Here is an 18,023-nt window from a genome sequence, read left to right on the forward strand (position 1 = left end):
TGGATGACCGTTCAATCATGGCTGCCCGGGCAGCTGCTCGCCGAATGGAGAACGACGATGCGCCGACTGCTGAGTGGGCTGACCGGCCTGTGCCTGATGCTGCTGCTGAGTGGCTGCAGCGCCTTCGAGAGCAAGCCAGTGGTGATGCCCATTGAGTGGCAGTGCACACCCGAAGTGCCGAGCTACCTGCTCAATCCACTGCCCGCCCCTGATCGGCCAGTGGCCTCCAATCGCGATCTGCTCAGCCTGCTGGCCGACTATGAGTCACAGCGCCGCCGCTTCAATGCTGACCGCACGGCGATAGCATCGATCCTCGAGCGCCTGGCCGATGGTCCTGATGGGGCCGAGCAGACGACTGCCGAGTAACACCAGAAGAATTGAAAAGCCCTGCCTTCCGGCGGGGCTTTTTTGTGGGCGCTTCACCCGTGCCCGGTACTTACCAGAGCCTTTCAGGATAGAGCCTGAGGAGCGCCGATGGCTTCATCGGGCCTCTCTGGGTTGGCGACTCCTGGGTGACAGGCTCTATCTCTAAAAGGCTCTACCGATGACAAACGTTATTCCATTCGACTACGAAGGCCAGTCGGTCCGCTTCAACACAGATTGCTGGATCAATGCTACTGACATTGCCAGGCGCTTTGGCAAGAGGCCGGCCAAATGGCTGGAGCTTCCGCGAACCCAAAGCTATATCGCTGCACTGGCTAGAGCGATGGGGAGGACCGATGTCCGAAAATCGGACTTCGGTCTCGTGAGCACCCGAAGAGGCGGCCTGCTACAAGGTACATGGCTGCATCCCAAGCTAGCGGTGGCCTTCGCGCGGTGGCTGGATGATGACTTTGCCGCATGGTGTGACCTACGCATCGATGCGTTGATGCGCGGCGAGCAGAGCGCCATGCAAGAGTTCGAAAAGGCCTGCCGTGCACTGGATGACCAGAATGCCAAGGGGAGCCTTGCCGGTCGCGAGCTGGCCAGCCATCGATGGATCAAGCCGGCACTGGAGTCTCGCGCTGACTACTGGCGACAAGAGCTTCAGATGGCGTTACCCATCGACTCATGATCACTTTCCTTCCCCCCGGTCGCGGCTCGTGGAGCGAAGATCAAATGAAAAATTACTCACATCGCGGTAATGCCTGACAGGCCGTGACCGGCCTGCAGCCCAGCAACCACGCGGCCTGCAGAAAAATTGCGGGTCCTTCTGGCTAGGGGTGAAGCAACCACGGGGGCGCAGAGTCGCGGATCTCGGCATTTTTTCGGGTTTCTAGCGTCGGCAGCGGCACCGCGCGCAATCCCGCATAGCTATTGACTTTCGAGGTGCCGATGGTGCCGATGGTGCCGATGCTCCGGCAGTGACGTGATCAGCAGAGGGTGGCCAGCGCATGGCAGACATCAGCGCACTAAAAGAGGCGTACCACTGGAATATCACGCGCATTGCTGACGCCTTCGGATTACACCGCGACACCGTGCGCAAGCGGCTGCGCGCCGCTGGCGTAGTGCCGGCCGGCCAGCGTGGCAGCACAAGCGTCTATGCCCTGGCGGATGTCGGCCCCGCACTCTACTCCGACATGATCGGGGCCACCGGCGGCGATCCCGATGATCTGCCGCCCCAGGATCGCAAGGCGTGGTATCAGTCCGAAACCGAGCGCGTAAAGCTCGAGCAGCAGCTGCGCCTGCTGGTGCCGGTGGAGGATGCGCACCGCGAGATGAGCCGGCTAGCCAAGGCGGTGGCCAGTGGCCTCGATTCGCTGGCCGACATGCTGGAGCGCGACGCCGGCCTGGCTCCCGAGAGCATCCAGCTGGTGGAGCAGGTGACCGACGCGCTGCGCGAGCAGATGTATCAGGCAGTAATCGCGGATGATGGAGAGAGCGCCGATGACTAGCACCGCCAGTGCCGCCTCTATCCGGCGCGACGTGGCCGAGCTGATCCGGCCGCCTCGCCGCATCCAGCCCAGCGAGTCAGCGGCCGAGGTCATGAAGGTGGTCAGCGGTGATGGCACCGTGCGCGACTGGAGCGCAGACACCACCCCTTATATGCGCGAGCCGCTGGATTGCATGGGATCGCGGCTATATGACGCCGTGATCTTTGTCGGCCCCGCGCGTACCGGCAAGACCAATGCCCTGGTGGATGGTTATGTCGCGTACAAGATCGAGTGTGACCCGGGTGATGGCCTGATCGTGCAGATCAGCGAGGAGAAGGCGCGCGAGTTCAGCAAGAAACGCATTGACCGCATGCTGGTCAACTCGCCTCGCCTGGTCGGCCGCATGAGTCCGCGCGGGCACGACAACAACGTGCATGACAAGACATTCCGCGCCGGCAACTACCTGGGCATCAAATGGCCGTCAAAAAACGTCCTTGCCTCGAGCGATTATCAGTTCGTCCTGATCACCGATTTCGACCGCCTGCCCGATGACGTGGATGGCGAGGGTAGTGCGTTCCTGCTCGCCAGCAAGCGTACCCAGACCTTTGGCTCAACCGGCATGACGCTGGCCGAATCCTCGCCAGGGCGCGAGATCACCGATCCCGACTGGCGGCGACCCGACGATGCCCCGCATATGGCACCGCCCACCACCGGCATTCTGGATCTGTTCAACGCCGGCGACCGGCGGCTCTGGTACTGGCAATGCCCCGAGGCGCACTGCCGGCAGTGGTTCCCGCCGGTGATGGACAATTTCTCGCGGCAGGCGGGGTGCGTGTTCTGCCCGCATTGCGGCACCGAGATCGACCCCGCTGCTAAGCGTCAGCTCAACCTGGCCGGCCGCTGGGTGCCCGAGGGTGCCCAGCTCGATGAGGCCGGCGAGATGATCGGCACCCCGCGCCGCTCGCGTATCGCGTCATTCTGGATGGAGGGGCCGGCGGCTGCCTTCCAGTCCTGGGCGTCGCTGAATGAAAAGCTCCGGCGTGCCGAGGAGACTTACCAGCAGACTGACAGCCAGGAAACGCTCAAAGCGGTGATCAACACCGATTGGGGCCGGCCGTATCTGCGCCGGCGCGCAGCCACGCAACGCTCGAGCGAGCGGCTGGCTGATCGCTCCGAGGATTACCAGCGCCGCACCGTGCCCCAGGGCGTGCGCTTCCTGACCGCCGCCGTGGATGTACAGGGCGGCAAGGATCGCCGCTTTGTCGTGCAGATCCAGGGCTGGGGTGCGCACCGCGAGTGCTGGGTGATCGACCGTTTCAACATCAAGGAGGATCGCGGCCCCGACAATGACCAGGAGCCGCGCCCCATCTCGCCGGCCACCCAGCCCGAGGATTGGGATCTGTTGACCCGTGACGTGCTGCTGCGCAGCTACAAGCTCGAGGACGGCAGCGGCCGCCGCATGCCGGTGGCATCCATCGCGGTGGATACCGGCGGCGAGGGCGAGGGCGAGGAGAGCGTGACCAGCCAGGCGTATGACTGGCACCGCCGGCTGCGCCGCGATGGCCTGCAGTCGCGCGCCTTCCTGGTCAAAGGATCGAGCACGCGCGGCAGCTCGCGGGTGCGCAAGACATGGCCTGACAACACCGGCCGCAAGTCGCGCCAATCCACTGCGCGCGGTGACGTGCCGCTCTACCTGCTGGGCACCGATCTGCTGAAAGACGCCGTTGCCGCGATGATGGACCGCGACAACGCCGGCGCGGGCTACCTGCACACACCCAGCTGGCTGGGACGCTGGTGGTATGACGAATTGACGTATGAGATCCGCGACCCCGCGAGCGGCAAATGGCGCAAGCCAGGCAAGCGACCCAATGAGGCGTTTGATCTGTGCGTGTACAACCTGGCGCTGTTCATCCTGATGAAAGGCGAGCGCATCGACTGGAGCGCGCCGCCGCCCTGGGCGGCCGCCTGGGATGACAACGCGCTGATCTCTCAGTCGCCAGCTGCCGCACCCGCTGCCACTCAACCCAAGCCACCGGCCGCGCGCAAGCGCCGGCGGGTGGTCAAGTCGCGCCTATAGGGCGTGGCCGGCCAACCTTTGGAGCCTACCCCATGGCATATACCGCTGATGATCTCGCCCGCGTTCGCCAGGCGGTGCTCGACCTGGCCACCGGCCAGCGGGTGACATCGTTTCGCACGGCCAACGGCAAAACGCTGAGCTATGCAGATGCCGACATCGACAAGCTGCGCGAGCTGGAGCGCACCATCGCGGCAGACGTGGCCAGCGCTTCGCATATCGGCCGCCGGCTGAGATCCCGCACCCGCTACACCACGACATCTAAGGGGCTGTGATATGGGCGTGATCAGCACCCTCTCGCGGGGCATGCGCCGCCTATCCTCGCGGCTGGGGATCAAGGCGAGCGCCTATGAAGGGGCAAGCCAGGGCCGGCGCATGGCAGGGCGGGGCGTGACCACCACCGGCCCCAATGCCGCCATTGCTCACTCGCTGCCGCTGCTCAAGTCGCGCTCACGCCATGCGGTGCGCAACAACGCCTACGCCAGCGGCGCGCGCGAGAGCTACGTGGCCAACCTGGTGGGCACCGGCATCAGACCCCAGTGGTCAGATCCTGAGATCCAGGCGTTATGGGATCGCTGGGCCGGCGAGGCTGACGCCGATGGCCTGGACAGCTTCTATGGCCTGCAGGCGCTGGCGATTGGCAGCCAATTCGAGGCCGGCGAGGTGCTGGGGCGTTTCCGCTATCGCCGCATCAGCGATGGCCTGAGCGTCCCGCTGCAGATCCAGGTGATCGAGGCTGACCATCTGGACGCCAGCCACTCCACCACCCTCAGCGGCCGCGTGATCAAAATGGGCATCGAGATGGACGGCATCGGCCAGCGCCGCGCCTACCATCTCTGGCGCTACCACCCTGCCGAGAAGCTGACCGCGCAGATCAATACTCGCGTTCCGGTGCCGGCCGATCAGGTGCTGCACCTGTTCCGGCGCACCCGCCCTGGCCAGCTGCGCGGCGTGCCTGAGCTGACCAGCGTGATCGTGCGGCTCTATGAAATCGACGCCATGCAGGATGCCACCCTCGCGCGCCAGAAACTGGCGCAGCTGTTCGGGGCATTCGTCAAGCGCAAGGCCGATGCCGACCCCGAGGATGAAGGGCCATTCTTTGGCACCCATGGCAGCCATGTCGAGGATGGCGAGGGCGGCGAGGGCATAGACGCCTTCGAGCCTGGCGGCATCCACTACCTGGAGGATGGCGAGGAGGTGACATTCTCCGACCCGCCCGACATCGGCAGCAGCTACACCAACTGGCTGCGCACCGAGATGCACGCGGTGGCGCGCGGTGCCGGCCTGACGCATGAGCAGCTGACCGGCGATCTGCAGGGCGTCAATTATTCCTCGATCCGCGCGGGGCTGCTGGAGTTCCGCCGGCGGGCTGAGATGCTGCAGGCCGATCTAGTGATCCACAAGTGGTGCCGGCCTATCGCGGCCAAGTGGCTCGATACCGCCGTCAGCAGCGGGGCGCTGGTCATTCCCGACTACGCACGCCGCCGCGCGGATCTGCTGGCCATCGACTGGATCGCGCCCAAGTGGCAGTGGGTGGACCCCGTGAAGGAGGTCACCGCCGATCTGATGGAGGTGCGCGCCGGCTTCAAGCCTCGCGGCGAGGCGGCAGCAGAGCGCGGCTGGTCGCTCGATCAGCTCGACAAGGAGATCGCGCGCGGCAACGTGAGCGCAGATGACCAGGGGCTGGTGCTCGATTCCGACCCGCGCCGCGTGGCCAAGAACGGCACCGCGCAGGCGAACGACCCAGACCCTGACGCCGACCCCGACCAATGAGGAATCACCATGAAATGGTTTGAAGTTCAGGCGGCCGCCGATGGCCGTCACGCTGACGTGTGGATCAATGGCCAGATCGGCATCGACTGGTGGAGCGGTGACGGCACCACGGCCAGCGCGTTTATCAACGCCATCGCGTCGCTGGGCGATGTCGAGGCACTGACCGTGCACATCAACTCGCCTGGCGGCGACGTGGCCGATGGCATCGCCATCGCCAACTATCTGCGCGGCCATAAGGCCCAGGTAACCACCCGCGTCGAGGGCATCGCCGCCTCTATCGCCGCGACTATCGCCATGGGCGGGGATCGCCGCGAGATGGCCACCGGCTCGCTGCTGATGATCCACGACCCGTGGACTGTCGCCATGGGCAACGCCAGCGAGATGCGCAAGCTCGCGGATGATCTCGACACTATCCGCAATGGCATCCTCGAGCTGTTCGTCGCGCGTGCCGGCGAGCCGCGCCGCGTCGAGATTCAGGAGGCGATGCGCGCAGAAACCTGGATGACTGGCGAGGACGCCATGTCGCTGGGGCTGATCGACGCCGTGGAGGCTGACATCAAGGCGGCCGCCTCGATTGGCGATTATTCCCGCGCCCTGGCCGCTGCCGGCCGCTCTGCCCAGCATCACCTCGAGCAGCAGCGCGCGCCGGCGCAGCCGGCACCGGCACCCAGCGCCATGAGCGCCGCCGATGCCCTGGCGCTGGCCTTCGACATCGAGCCGGCCCAGGCCGAGGCCCGCGCCGCTGAGCTGGGCGATCAGATCCTCGCCTGGCGCGACAAGCCGGTAACCGCGCCGGCGGCTGATACCGCTGCCCTGCAGCGCGAGGCTGTCGCGGCTGAGCGCGAGCGCGTGGTCGCCATCATCGACACCTGCACCACCACCGGCCAGCACCAGCTGATGGCCAAGCTGGTCGCCAGCGCCATGCAGACCGACACCGCCCGCGAATACGTTTTCGACGTGGCCGCTGCCTCGAGCACCGGCGTGCATTCCAGCCACTCGCCCGAGGGTGGCCAGCGTGCCGGCATCGACACCCAGGGCATCTATGCCCGCCGCCGCGCTCGCAGCGCATCCTAACCGCACCACCTGGAGAGCATCATGACCCCGATTCAACACACCGAGCCGGCCCGTACCGGCGAGCACGTACTGTCCGAGGCTGCCGGCTCTCGCTCGCGCGAGTCCATTGTGGTCGCGTCAGGCATCCATGCGGCCGGCACCGTGCTGGCCATGACCACTGACGGCACTTTTGTGGCGCATGACCCGACTGCCAGCGATGGCACCGAGATCGCTGCTGGCATCCTCTATGGACCGGCAGATGCCCGCGAGGGGCCGGTGCCGGCCGTCGCGCATGTGCGCGATTGCGAGGTGAATGGCACCGGCGTCACCTGGGCGGCCGACATGACCGATGACCAGCTGGGCGCGATGAATGCCGCGCTCATGGAGTCCGGCATCATCCTGCGCGGTGTCGATATGCCGGCGGGCGTGATCCTCGCTGGTGAGCCAGCCGCCGAATAACTGACCCGCACTTACACCGTCTGATGCGCCGCCCACTGGGCGGCGTTGTCGTTTCTAGCGCACGACCCCGACCGTACCCGACATCTCAAGGAGGGCGACATGCCCGCTGATATTTTCTCCTCTGACATCTTCTCTATCGGCAGCCTGACGGCCTCGATCAACGAAGCCGATTATGTGCCGTCTCGCCTGGGCCAGCTGGGCATCTTTGAAGAAACCGGCATTGCCACTACCACCGCCACCGTCGAGCGTGACGGCGATACCCTGGCGCTGGTGCCGGCAGGCGAGCGTGGCGCGCCGGCGGACCCGCTCAAGCGCAACAAGCGCACCGGCGTCACCTTCAATGCCGTTCACTTGCCGGTGACTGACACCATCCTCGCGGATGAAGTGCAGAATGTCCGCGCCTTCGGCAGCGAGGATCAGCTCGAGGGCGTGCAGCAGGTGGTCGATAAGCGCCTGGGCAAGATGGTGCGCCGCATCGACGCCACCCTCGAGTGGCAGCGCATGGGCGCGCTGAAAGGCAAGATCCTGGATGCTGACGGCACCACCGTGATCACGGATCTCTATAGCGCGTTCGGCATCCAGCAAAAGACTGTGAAAATGGCGCTCAACACCGAGAGCACCGACGTGCAGGCCAAGGCGCTGGACGTGACCGAGCACATTGAGGATTCGCTCAAGATGCAGCCTTACACCAGCGGTCATGCATTCTGTGGGCGCAGCTTCTGGCGCAAGCTGATCAGCAACCCGAGCGTGCGCGAGGCGTATATCTACCAGAAAAGCGAGAAGCTGCGCGGCGATGGCCGCGACGCCTTCGAGTTCGGTGGCATCACCTGGGAGCGTGCCGTGGGCAATGTCGCCGGCCAGCCCTTTGTCGCCAGCGGCGAGGCTGTCGTGATCCCGATGGGCGTGCCGGATATGTTCCTCGCGCATTACGCGCCGGCCGATTATGCCGATGCGGTGAATACGATTGGCCTGCCGTTCTATTCCAGCACCGAGCGCCTGCCGCACGGCAAAGGTGTCAGCCTCGAGGCCCAGTCCAACCCGATCATTCTCAACACTCGCCCGGGCGCGTGCATTCGTTTGGTCGAGACGGCATAAGCCAATGAGTATCGACGAGATCGAGGCAGCAGCTAACCGGCTGCTGTTCGGTGTCGGCGGCCTCAGCGTGCCCGCCACCGTTACCCCGCGTGGCGGCGCGCCCATTCCCACCCGCATCATCATCGACCGTGACGCCACCATTACTGACGATTTCGGCATCGTGCTGGAATCGCGCTGTGAGATCGGTGTGCTCACTGAGGAGGTGGGGCGGGTGGATCGGGGCGCGCTGATCGACACCGGCAAACCCGATGACCGCTGGACGCTGCTCGAGCCAATTGGCGACGACGGATTCGAGCAGCGCTGGACAGCCTCGAGGTACTGACAATGGCAGCGACAAGCCTGGATCTGCGCGACCTCGAGGGCGTCGCTGACGCCTACCGCCTGGCACCCAAGGCGGCGGCCAAGGCGGCGCAGCTCGCGCTCAACTCAGCCGCGCGGCGGGCCCGAACCTTGGGCAGCGCCGCGATACGCCAGCAGGTGGCGCTATCTGCCGGCTATGTGAATGACAATCTCAAGGTGCGCACCTTCGCCACCTCGACGGATCTCACGACGCGGATTGCGGCCAATCCACGCGCGGTGCTGCTGACACGCTACGGGGCCAAGATCCGTACCGTGAAGGCCAAGGGCCGGCGCGGGCTGACTGGTGACCCCGCTCGCGGGATTCAAGCGGGGCGCAAGGCGGCCGGCACCAAGGGCGTCAAGATCAAGACTGGCGGCGGCACCAAGCGGCTCGCCGGTGCGTTCTGGGTGCGACTGGCCGGATCAGGCCAGTGGGCGCCCGTGGTGCGTACTGGCGATGGCCGCAATGACTACCGCGTGTTGTATGGGCCAAGCGTGCTGCAGGTGTGGTCTGACGTGCGCAGCACTGTCGCGCCCCAAGCCATGCAGCATGCCGCTGATGAGTTCATCAGGCAGTTTGATCGCCTGAGCTGACCCTGCCCCATTCTCTGAGAGGTCACCATGCCCGACTCGCTGGCAGCGCCTGAGCTGCCTATCACGACACAAGCCATGCACGCGCTGCAGGCCAGGCTGGCCAGCATCACGCGCGCCAATGGCTACCACACCGATCTCGGCCTGAGCATCTGGCGGGGATTCTGGATTCTGGCGATGAATGCTCGCCAGCTTGTGCCGATTCTGGCGCTGCAGTCTGACACCGAGCGCCCCAGCAGCACGCGGCAAGATCGCGCCATTCTCAGCGTCGATGCACGCCTGGTGCTGGTGGTCGATGCGTTGCCACGCACTGAGGGCGATGCGACCGCTGGCGAGACGGCAATCGAGGCAGGGCTGGCCGATCTGCGCCGGTGCCTGCTGATGGACCAGGGTGATGATCTGGCGCGCGTGCTCAAGCACAACGGCCTGGCCTTGGGCGCGGCCGAGTACGCACTGGCTGAGGATTCCCGCTACGCCCTGGCATCCATGCCAGTGACCATGGAGTGCGTCGAGCACTACACCTGACCGCGCATCACTGCACGACACCTACCACCCCGCATATCTGGAGAGCCACAACATGGCCACGAAGACTTATAGCTATCTCGGCAAAGGCATGGTTTACCTGCGCAACCGCTCAAGCGGTGGCGGCCTCAAGCAAGTGGGCAACTGTTCCGCCCTCGAGTTCTCTGTCGAGACGGACACCCTGACCCAATCCGACTACACCCAGGCCGGTGGCGGCAACGCTAACGAGATCCAGCGCGTCAGCAGCGTGGGCGCGAGCATCACCATGCTGGAGCTGCGCCCCGAAAACGTGGCGATGGCGCTGCGCGGCACGCGCTCCGAGGTGCAGAGCGCCCCCGTCACTGATGAGCGTCACACCGCCTACCCTGGCACCCTGCTGGCGCTCAGCAAAACGCCTGACCGCACCGAGAGCATCACCGTCACCATCGACCCCGATGGCGCGGGTGATGTGGCCATCGAGGATGTCGATTATGAGATCACCGGTGCGGGCGTCTACGTGACCGAGGGCGGTGCTATCTCTGAGGGCACCGTGGTAGCCATCGACTACACCAGCGCAGCGGCTGACGTGATCGAGGCCATGACCGGCAGCGGCGACGAATACGAATTGGTGTTCGATGGATTGAACGAAGCCGAGAGCGACCGTCCCGTGACCGTCACCGCGCACCGCGTCAAGTTCAGCCCGACCACTGGCCTGGCGCTGATCGGTGACGACTTTGGCGAGCTGGCACTCGATGGCAGCCTGCTGGTCGATTCCGGCAAGATCGGTGCCGGCGTGTCGCGCTATTTCAAGGTAGCCATGGCGCGCTAAGCATCACCGCACTACCACCCCAGCGGCTCAGCTGCTGGGGCTTATTCCAGGCGGCTGGAGATCCGGCCGCCCCTGAGTTATCCACACCCGCCCCCGAGCGGGTGTTTTTCTGCCTGGAGATGCCGCCATGGCTCTGACAGATCGCGCCGTCGAGCTGGTGCTCAAGGCCAAAAACCTGATTTCTCCGAGCACTGAGGCGGCCGCCGATAGTGTCAGCGACTTATCGGCCAATGCCGAGGAGCTACGCGGCAACCTGGACCAGCTCGAGGATCAGCGCGCCCTGGTGCGCGCCTTCCAGCAGGCCACCACTGCCACCGGCAAGGCGCAAAAGGAGTGGGACAAAGCCACCGACAAGGTGCGCGCGCTCGAGCAGGAGATCGAGGCCAGCGGCCAGGCCAGCATCGCCCAGCAGAACCGCCTCAACGAAGCGCGTGCCGTTGCCGCTCGCGCCGGCGCAGCGTATGAGCAGCAGGCAGCGCAAGCCGCCCAGCTGGGGCAGAGCCTGACTGACGCCGGCATCAACACTGGCAATCTCTCCGAGGAGCAGCTGCGCCTGGCGCGCGAGGCCCGCGAGGCCCAGAACGCGCTCAATGGCTTGGGCAGCTCAGCCGCCCAGGCAGGCGACCAAGCCGAGGAGGGCAGCACGGGGCTGCGGCGTGCCCGTCAGGCGCTCAACGATTGGAGCAAAGCGGCCGCCGGCGCGGCTGTCGCAGGCGGCGCATTGGTCGCTGGCTTTGCCGCTCGCATGACCTCAGAGCAGGCGGATCTGGCGCGCGAGCTGGATAACGTCAGCAAGCGCACCGGCGTGGGTATCGTTGCCCTGCAAAAATACCGCTACGCCTTCGAGCGCGCGGGGCTGGATGCCGACGAGGCTGGCGACATCTTCCAGGATGTGGCCGACAAGATCGGGGACGCCTTCGAGAATGGTGGCGGCGATGCCATGGATGCGCTCGAGGGGCTGGGCATCGAGGCTAAGGAGCTGATCAATCTCGCCCCTGATCAGATGTTCCTGCGCCTGGCCGATGCCATGCAGGATCTGCCCCAGGCGAGCCAGATCAATTTCCTCGAGGGGCTGGCGAGCAACGCCTCGCGCCTGCAGCCGCTGCTGGAAAACAACGCCGCACTGCTGCGCCAGCTGGGTGATCAGGCCAGCGAGATGGGGCTGATCATGTCGCCCGAGCAGATCGCCAACCTACTCAAGACTGAGGAGGCGATCAACGGGGTGCAGACCCGTCTGCAGGGCATTGCAACGCAACTATTCTCCAAGCTCTCGCCGGCGGTGGAGGGTGCCGCCGATGCCTTCGATGACGCGCTGAAAGACAATCCCAAGCTAGTCGATGAGCTGGCCACCGCGATCAGTGGGCTGATCAAGATCGGCACTGACTGGGTGCGCAGCTTTATCGACAACCGCGATCAGATCGCGGATTCGATGCAGTCGCTGGTCGATGTCGGCCAGATGATGGGTAATGGCCTGGTGGCGGCGTTTCGTCTGGTGCAGTCAGCCGCTGCCGGCGTGACCGCAGGCGTCGCGTCGCTGGGCACTGGCATTCTGCAGCTCAATGCCAAGTCGCTCGAGCTGCTGAATAAGGTAGGCATTGCATCTGATAAGGAGGTCGCCAACGCCCAGGCCAAGGCCAAGGCGGCAGAGCAGACGCTCTATGATCTCAACAAGGATGCCAAGCGCTACTTTGATCAGGCCATGGAGGCCGGCAAGGCAGCGGCCAACGCCTTTGATAACTCCACCGAGGCGGTGGAGGAGCAGGCCAAGGCGACCGGCATTACCGCTGATCAGCTCGACAAGCTGGCCGATGGTGCCGATGTGGTCGATGGCAAGATGCTGTCACTGGCCGAGACTCAACGCCGGCAGGCTGACGCCACTCGCGCCCAGGGCAAGGCAGCGGCCCAGGCGGCCGAGGATCTGGGCACCTCGCTGGAGGAGCTGAGCAGCGGTATCGAGGCCGGCGAGGCTGAGGCAATCGACGCATTCGACCGGCTCGCCAATAACGGCCAGGTCAGTGCCGAGCAAGTCGCGGCCGCCTTCGAGAAGGCGCAAGACGAGATCAGCTCAGAGAAAGGGCTGGCCGCCTTCCGCGCGCTGCTCGAGGAGCTGGTCGAGTCTGGTGTCGCTGGGGCGGATCTGCTCGAGAAGCATCTCAAGGCCACCGGAAAGGCAGCCGCTGACACCCTGGGGCTGTCGCTGCAGGATCTGACCACCGGCATCAGCAAGGCCGAGGCGGATGTGATCAAGGCATTCGACACGCTGGCGCGCCAAGGCGATCTGACCGGCAAGCAGCTGCGCACCGCGTTCGGTGAGGCGCTATCGCAGCTCGAGGGCAAAGAGGCGCTTGATGCGATCCGCGATACGTTGACCGGCCTGGTGTCGGATGGCGTGACGGGGGCCGGTGCGCTGCGCAGCGTCTGGACCGAGTACAAAGCCAGCATTGACGACACCACCAGCGCGCTCGAGGAGCAGCGCGCCCAGGAGGCTGCCACCCAGGCCGAGGCGATCAAGAATCTGCGCATCATCCAGAATGCGCGCAGAGAGGCCCAGGCCGAGGAGGAGGCAGCCACCCAGTCAGCCATCAGCAATGTGGAGGCGCGAGCCAGTGCCATCGGGGGCGGTCTGGCGGCCGTCTACAACAAGGCGGCCAATGCCACCCAGGCGCTGAGCGCTCGCGCCGGCACCGCCTTTAAATCAGCCATGACCGGCAGCAGCGGCGTCACCGGCACTGTGGATCTGCTGCGCGACAAGATCGCTCAGCTCGAGGAATCCGTGGGCAATGCCTTTGTGGCATGGAAAACCCGCGCGGACCCGATGGGCGTCAATAAGTATCTGGCCAAGGTGGCGGCCAATAGCGGGCTAGTCGAGCTGGAGTTCCGCAAGCAGCAGCTTGCGGCCACTGAGCTGGTCGAGGCGTTGGGCAAGGTATCCAGCAGCGACCCAGGTGCTGGCCTGCGCAATCTGGCGGCCGACTCCGGCCAGGCTGTCAGCGCCACCCAGCTGCTGAGGATGTCGAGCGAGGATCTGCGCCGGCAGTTCGATCTGCTCGATGATGCCTCGCTGTCGAGCCTCGAGGGTGCCATCCAGTCAGTGCGCAGCCAGGTGGACTCGCTCTCTGACAGCGTGAGCGACACGCTGGCGAGCCTGCGCTCTGAGCTGGCCAGCCTGCAGGGTGATAGCACCCAGGTCGAGGCGCTGCGCTACCAGGAGCAGCAGCTCGAGCTGCAGCAGACGCTGGACAAGGCCCGTGCCCTGGGCGATGCCCAGACCATCAGCCAGGCCCAGGAGGCGCTGAGGCTGGCCGAGCAGGCCCACGACCTACGCCTCGCGGACATCCAGGCCCAGAGCGAGCAGGAACGCCAGGAGGCGCTGCAGGCTGAGGCGGATCTTCAGCGTCAGGTGCAGGCCGGCGAGGTCACCCAGCGCGAGAACAATGCGGCCGCCCAAGGTCGCACCACCCAGCTGACCACCTCGCTGCAGGCCCAGCGCCGCGTCGCGGTGGATCTCAATATCGGCAATCAGCAGGTGACGCTAAACGGGGTGGACGAGAGCGAGGCTGACGCCCTGCTCGACACCCTCTCGCGCGCCTCGCGCACCGCTGCCCGCTGATACCGCATCACCCCCATAACCGAGAGAGACACCCATGCCGGTGACACTAGAGGGCATCGCCCTGCCTGATGATATTCAGTGGACTGATGAGATGGTCAGCCACGGGGTGGGGCAAGTGCAGACCCCGACACTGACCGGCGCGCTGGTGGTCGAGGAGAGCGCCCAGGCGGCCGGCAGATCCATCACGCTGGCCAGCGGTGGCGGTGCCTGGGTGACGCGCTCCACCGTGCTGGCGCTATCCGAGCTGGCCGCCACGCCGCGCCCTGCTGACACCCCGTTGGTGCTGGTGTGGGGTGATGGCCGGACCTTCGATTGCGTGTTCGATCACGCCGCCGGCGAGGCAGTGTCAGCGTCTGAGGTGCTGCGCCTTGCGGCCGGCAGCCAGGATGCCGATCACCCCTACACCATCACCCTGCGCCTGATCACCGTCTGACACCCCATCACCTTGCTGGAGCCAGCCCAATGGCCGACGAAACAATCCATAGCGGCGACATCCGCATCCTGCAATCCGAGCGCATGACCGACAACGCCGATGGCGGTGGCCGGCTGACTGGCCGCCCCGTGACCGATGGCGCGAGCAATGACATCTTTGATGACATCTCTGACCTCGATCGTGCAGCGGGGCGCACCTCGCTGCGCAAGGTCGGGGCCGGTGTGCTGACCGACAACACCGCCCAATATTTCGGCGCGCACGCGATCATTGACCAGGTGCCGGCTGATCCTAATGTCAGCGTGGTGATGTTCGATACCGGCTCGCCATCTGATGAGCGTGCCGAGTCCCGCGATTATGTCGAGAGCTATGTGACCGCCGGCGCGACCTCGCGCATGACGCTGCTGGGCGATCAGCTGGCCGGCCAGCGCAGCATCATCACTTTCCAGATGCCAGAGGCCACGCTGCCCGATCTGGGCGATGTGCTGGCGCTGATGACCGAGCAGGGCGATGCCGCCGGCGAGGTCCAATATGTGCGCATCAGTGAGATAGATCACGAGATCCGAACGTTTGAGTACATGAACGGCAGCAACGTGCAGACGTTCGAGCGCCGCGTGCTGACCCTGGGGATCTCGACTGCGCTGCGCCAGCGCGTCTATGGCGTGCAGCCCAAGCCTGGCACCGTGAACCCTGACACCGTGATCCGCGAGGGGCAGAGCACCGATGCCGCCCGTTACTATGGCGTCAGCACCCTGACCCAGCCGGCCACCTTCGGGGCCAATAGCGTCACCGTGGCCAGCACCTATGCGCCGCTTGTGCCGGCAACCACCACCGAGCAGGCGGTGACCGATGTGCAGGTGGGCGGCACGGCCACCATCAGCGTCAGCAGCGGTGGCTCGACCTTCGAGGTGGCGCAGATCGCCAGCACCACCCAGATCGCTATCGAGCTGAATAACCGCGGTTTCACCTATGTCAGCCGCCTGGACCCGCTGCCGGCACCTGGTAGCGTGGTGATCGCTTATCGCTCGCTGGGCAAGTGGTATGAGCTGCGCGACGATGACGCGAATGGCGATCTAAGCGGCAGCGGTGCGGGGCGCGTGGACTACGCCACCGGATCTGTCAGCGTGACGCTGGGCGGCCTGCCTGATGTCGGCAGTTCGGTGCTGTTCAGCTGGGGCACGCCGGCCCACTATGAGGACCGCGCCGGCCAGGCCACCATCGACAAACCCTGGATGACGTTCGTGCTCGATCACGCCGGCGTGATGCCTGGCAGCGTTACCGTGCGCTGGATCTCTGGCGGCAGCGAGAAGACGGCCACCGATGATGGCCTGGGGAGCCTCAGCGGCGCAGCCACCGGCCGCGTGGTCTATGGCTATGCCGACGGCAGCGGCGCGCCCCAGCCTGGCGAGGCTTATGTCGAGTTCAATGGCGACGCCTTCCCAGATGCCAGCACCCAGGTCGAGATCGAGTATGACTACGGGGCACCGAAAACCGAGCAATTCCTGCCGTCTGCCAACGGGGCCGGCCTGGTCAGCCTCAGCATCAGCGATGCGCCGGTGCGCCCTGGCAGCGTGGCCATCACCTGGTCAGTGGTTCGCACCTGGTCGAGCAGCGAGAACGAGTCGCGGACCAGTGCCCGCAATGGCACCGTCGAATGGGTGGAGCAGAGCGGGGGCGAGGCCGATGTCACCTACACCATCACCGATGATGGCCGTGGCGGCTTCAATGGTGGATGGGAGGGCAGCATCGACTACGCCACCGGCGCGGTGACTTTCGAGGTCGAGAAGATCAAAGAAGTCAAAGAGTGGGATGACGACAATGCTGCGAGCCAGTATCGCAAGTGGGGCAGCAAAGAAAAGCGCGACGTTTTCGAGAATGGTTCGAGCGTCTGGCTGACCAGCCAGCTGGACAGCGCCGCCCCGACCACCCACACCATCACCCAGGATCTCGCCCCGCTCGATGTCGAGCTGATGCCCCTGCTGCAAGATAGCGTCGTGCCTGGCACGCTGTCTTTCATCTTCCGAGGCGATACGTTCATCGACCGCCAGGGCAGTCTCTATCGCAGCGTCACCAGCAACGGGGCCGGCGTTCTCGCGGGCACCATCGACTATGGCACCGGCGATGCCCGCATCACCGACTGGCCGAGCGGCACCAGCGCCACCATCACCGTCAAAACGCTGGTGAGCACCTTCGGCACCTGGACGCTCGATGAGGCGTATTTCCGCACGCCAGGCTCGCCGCTGCAGGTGGGCGGCCTGCTGATCCAGGCCACGACGCTCGACGGTCGCTCGATCACCGGCCAGGCGGCACTCTCTGGCGAGATCGAGGGTGACGAGATGGCAGGCTCTGCCAGCTTCGAGACGGGGGTGGTGCGCGTGACCTTCGGCAAGCTGGTCAGCAATGACAGCCTGAGCGCTGCCGAGCGCGCCGAATCCTGGTATGACGCCACCGCGGTGGATGACGCCGGCATGATCTGGCGGCCCACTGAGGTGATCCCGAGCACCGCGCGTTTCAATGCCGTCATTCTGACCACGCTGCCGCTCGAGGCTGAGCTGATCGGCATCGACCCCGTGCGCCTGCCCAGCGATGGCCGCGTGCCCATCTATCGCGCCGGCGGCGTGGTGGTGGTGCATCACACCGGCCGCGCCCCGTTCCCGCTGGGGATCGGTGGCGGCACCACGCTGGATGTCGGCCGCTCGCGGCTGGCCAGTCTGGTGGTGGAGGACGCCACCGGCGAGGAGGTGCCAGCCACCCAGTACAGTGCAGACCTCGACGCCGGCACCGTGCAGCTCGCCGCGCCTGACACTGCCACCCACCCCGAACCCTGGTACGCCCTGCACCGCGTCGAGGACATGCTGCTCGTGGGTGATGTGGATCTGTCGGGGGCGCTGACCCTCAAGGGCAATTTGAGCCACGACTACCCCGCCGGCGATACGCTGGTCAGCGCCGCGATGGTGGCCGGCGATCTGCAAGCGCGCGTGGCTGATTTCTTCGATCTCTCGAGCTGGGATCGAGACTGGAGCAAAGACGACAACGATGGCGCAGATGGCACCCTGGCCGAGTACAACGTGACCACCTACCCGCCGATCATCACCAATCGCGGGGCCATCACTGAGGATTGGGCGCTGATCTTCACCGGCTCGAGCACGTTCCGCATTATCGGCCGCACCGTGGGCGAGATCGGCGTGGGCAATATCAATGAGGACACGTCGCCTACCAACCCGAATCAGGGCGTACCCTATTGGACGCTCAAGGCGGGCGGCTTCGGGGCCGGCTGGGTGAATGGCAACGTGATCCGCTTCTCGACCATCGGCGCGAGTTTCCCGATGTGGCTGGCGCGCGTGATCCTGCAGGGGCCGGCCAGCGGCCAGCAAGATTCTTTCCGCCTGCAGATCCGTGGCAACGCCAACGCCTGA

Annotated in this window: 16 protein-coding genes; all 16 read left to right on the top strand. The window is 65.5% G+C overall.

Annotated elements, in window-relative coordinates:
• Positions 1 to 366 (top strand): hypothetical protein (locus tag IZU87_RS14085; protein ID WP_213114935.1); only part of this gene is annotated, 366 nt, incomplete at its 5' end.
• Between the two features lie 178 nt (positions 367 to 544).
• On the top strand, positions 545 to 1,054 hold the full coding sequence (locus tag IZU87_RS14090; RefSeq protein WP_213114936.1) for a KilA-N domain-containing protein: 510 nt from the start codon (positions 545 to 547) through the stop codon (positions 1,052 to 1,054).
• A gap of 319 nt (positions 1,055 to 1,373) precedes the next feature.
• Positions 1,374 to 1,874, top strand: a complete 501-nt coding sequence (locus IZU87_RS14095; protein ID WP_213114937.1) for a DUF1441 family protein — start codon at positions 1,374 to 1,376, stop codon at positions 1,872 to 1,874.
• Positions 1,867 to 3,930: a phage terminase large subunit family protein gene (locus IZU87_RS14100; protein WP_213114938.1), complete on the top strand. Its 2,064-nt coding sequence runs from the start codon at positions 1,867 to 1,869 to the stop codon at positions 3,928 to 3,930. Before IZU87_RS14095 ends, IZU87_RS14100 begins: the two co-directional genes overlap by 8 nt.
• Before the next feature lie 32 nt (positions 3,931 to 3,962).
• Positions 3,963 to 4,202 (top strand): phage tail protein, encoded by a 240-nt coding sequence (locus tag IZU87_RS14105; RefSeq protein WP_144726147.1) that lies wholly within the window; start codon positions 3,963 to 3,965, stop codon positions 4,200 to 4,202.
• A 1-nt stretch (position 4,203) separates the two neighbouring features.
• Positions 4,204 to 5,700: a phage portal protein gene (locus tag IZU87_RS14110; RefSeq protein ID WP_175089179.1), complete on the top strand. Its 1,497-nt coding sequence runs from the start codon at positions 4,204 to 4,206 to the stop codon at positions 5,698 to 5,700.
• A gap of 9 nt (positions 5,701 to 5,709) precedes the next feature.
• The gene (locus tag IZU87_RS14115) at positions 5,710 to 6,774 is read left to right on the top strand and encodes a head maturation protease, ClpP-related (RefSeq protein WP_213114939.1); all 1,065 of its coding nucleotides are present in this window, start codon (positions 5,710 to 5,712) and stop codon (positions 6,772 to 6,774) included.
• Between the two features lie 21 nt (positions 6,775 to 6,795).
• Positions 6,796 to 7,212, top strand: a complete 417-nt coding sequence (locus IZU87_RS14120) for a head decoration protein (protein WP_213114940.1) — start codon at positions 6,796 to 6,798, stop codon at positions 7,210 to 7,212.
• A 99-nt stretch (positions 7,213 to 7,311) separates the two neighbouring features.
• Positions 7,312 to 8,307 (top strand): major capsid protein, encoded by a 996-nt coding sequence (locus IZU87_RS14125; RefSeq protein WP_213114941.1) that lies wholly within the window; start codon positions 7,312 to 7,314, stop codon positions 8,305 to 8,307.
• Between the two features lie 4 nt (positions 8,308 to 8,311).
• Complete coding sequence (locus IZU87_RS14130; protein WP_213114942.1) at positions 8,312 to 8,629, top strand: head-tail joining protein; 318 nt, start codon at positions 8,312 to 8,314, stop codon at positions 8,627 to 8,629.
• 2 nt (positions 8,630 to 8,631) lie between these two features.
• Complete coding sequence (locus IZU87_RS14135; RefSeq protein ID WP_213114943.1) at positions 8,632 to 9,240, top strand: phage tail protein; 609 nt, start codon at positions 8,632 to 8,634, stop codon at positions 9,238 to 9,240.
• A gap of 27 nt (positions 9,241 to 9,267) precedes the next feature.
• Positions 9,268 to 9,762 carry a hypothetical protein gene (locus IZU87_RS14140; protein ID WP_213114944.1) on the top strand — a complete coding sequence of 165 codons (495 nt, stop codon included), beginning with the start codon at positions 9,268 to 9,270 and terminating at the stop codon, positions 9,760 to 9,762.
• 52 nt (positions 9,763 to 9,814) lie between these two features.
• Entirely contained in the window at positions 9,815 to 10,567 is a 753-nt protein-coding gene (locus IZU87_RS14145; RefSeq protein ID WP_213114945.1) for a phage tail tube protein, read from the top strand.
• A 127-nt stretch (positions 10,568 to 10,694) separates the two neighbouring features.
• The gene (locus IZU87_RS14150; protein WP_213114946.1) at positions 10,695 to 14,177 is read left to right on the top strand and encodes a phage tail tape measure protein; all 3,483 of its coding nucleotides are present in this window, start codon (positions 10,695 to 10,697) and stop codon (positions 14,175 to 14,177) included.
• Between the two features lie 34 nt (positions 14,178 to 14,211).
• On the top strand, positions 14,212 to 14,610 hold the full coding sequence (locus IZU87_RS14155; protein WP_213114947.1) for a hypothetical protein: 399 nt from the start codon (positions 14,212 to 14,214) through the stop codon (positions 14,608 to 14,610).
• Positions 14,611 to 14,639: 29 nt separating this feature from the next.
• Positions 14,640 to 18,023, top strand: a complete 3,384-nt coding sequence (locus tag IZU87_RS14160; protein ID WP_213114948.1) for a hypothetical protein — start codon at positions 14,640 to 14,642, stop codon at positions 18,021 to 18,023.

The organism is Cobetia sp. MC34 (assembly GCF_018340035.1).
GTDB lineage: Bacteria > Pseudomonadota > Gammaproteobacteria > Pseudomonadales > Halomonadaceae > Cobetia > Cobetia amphilecti.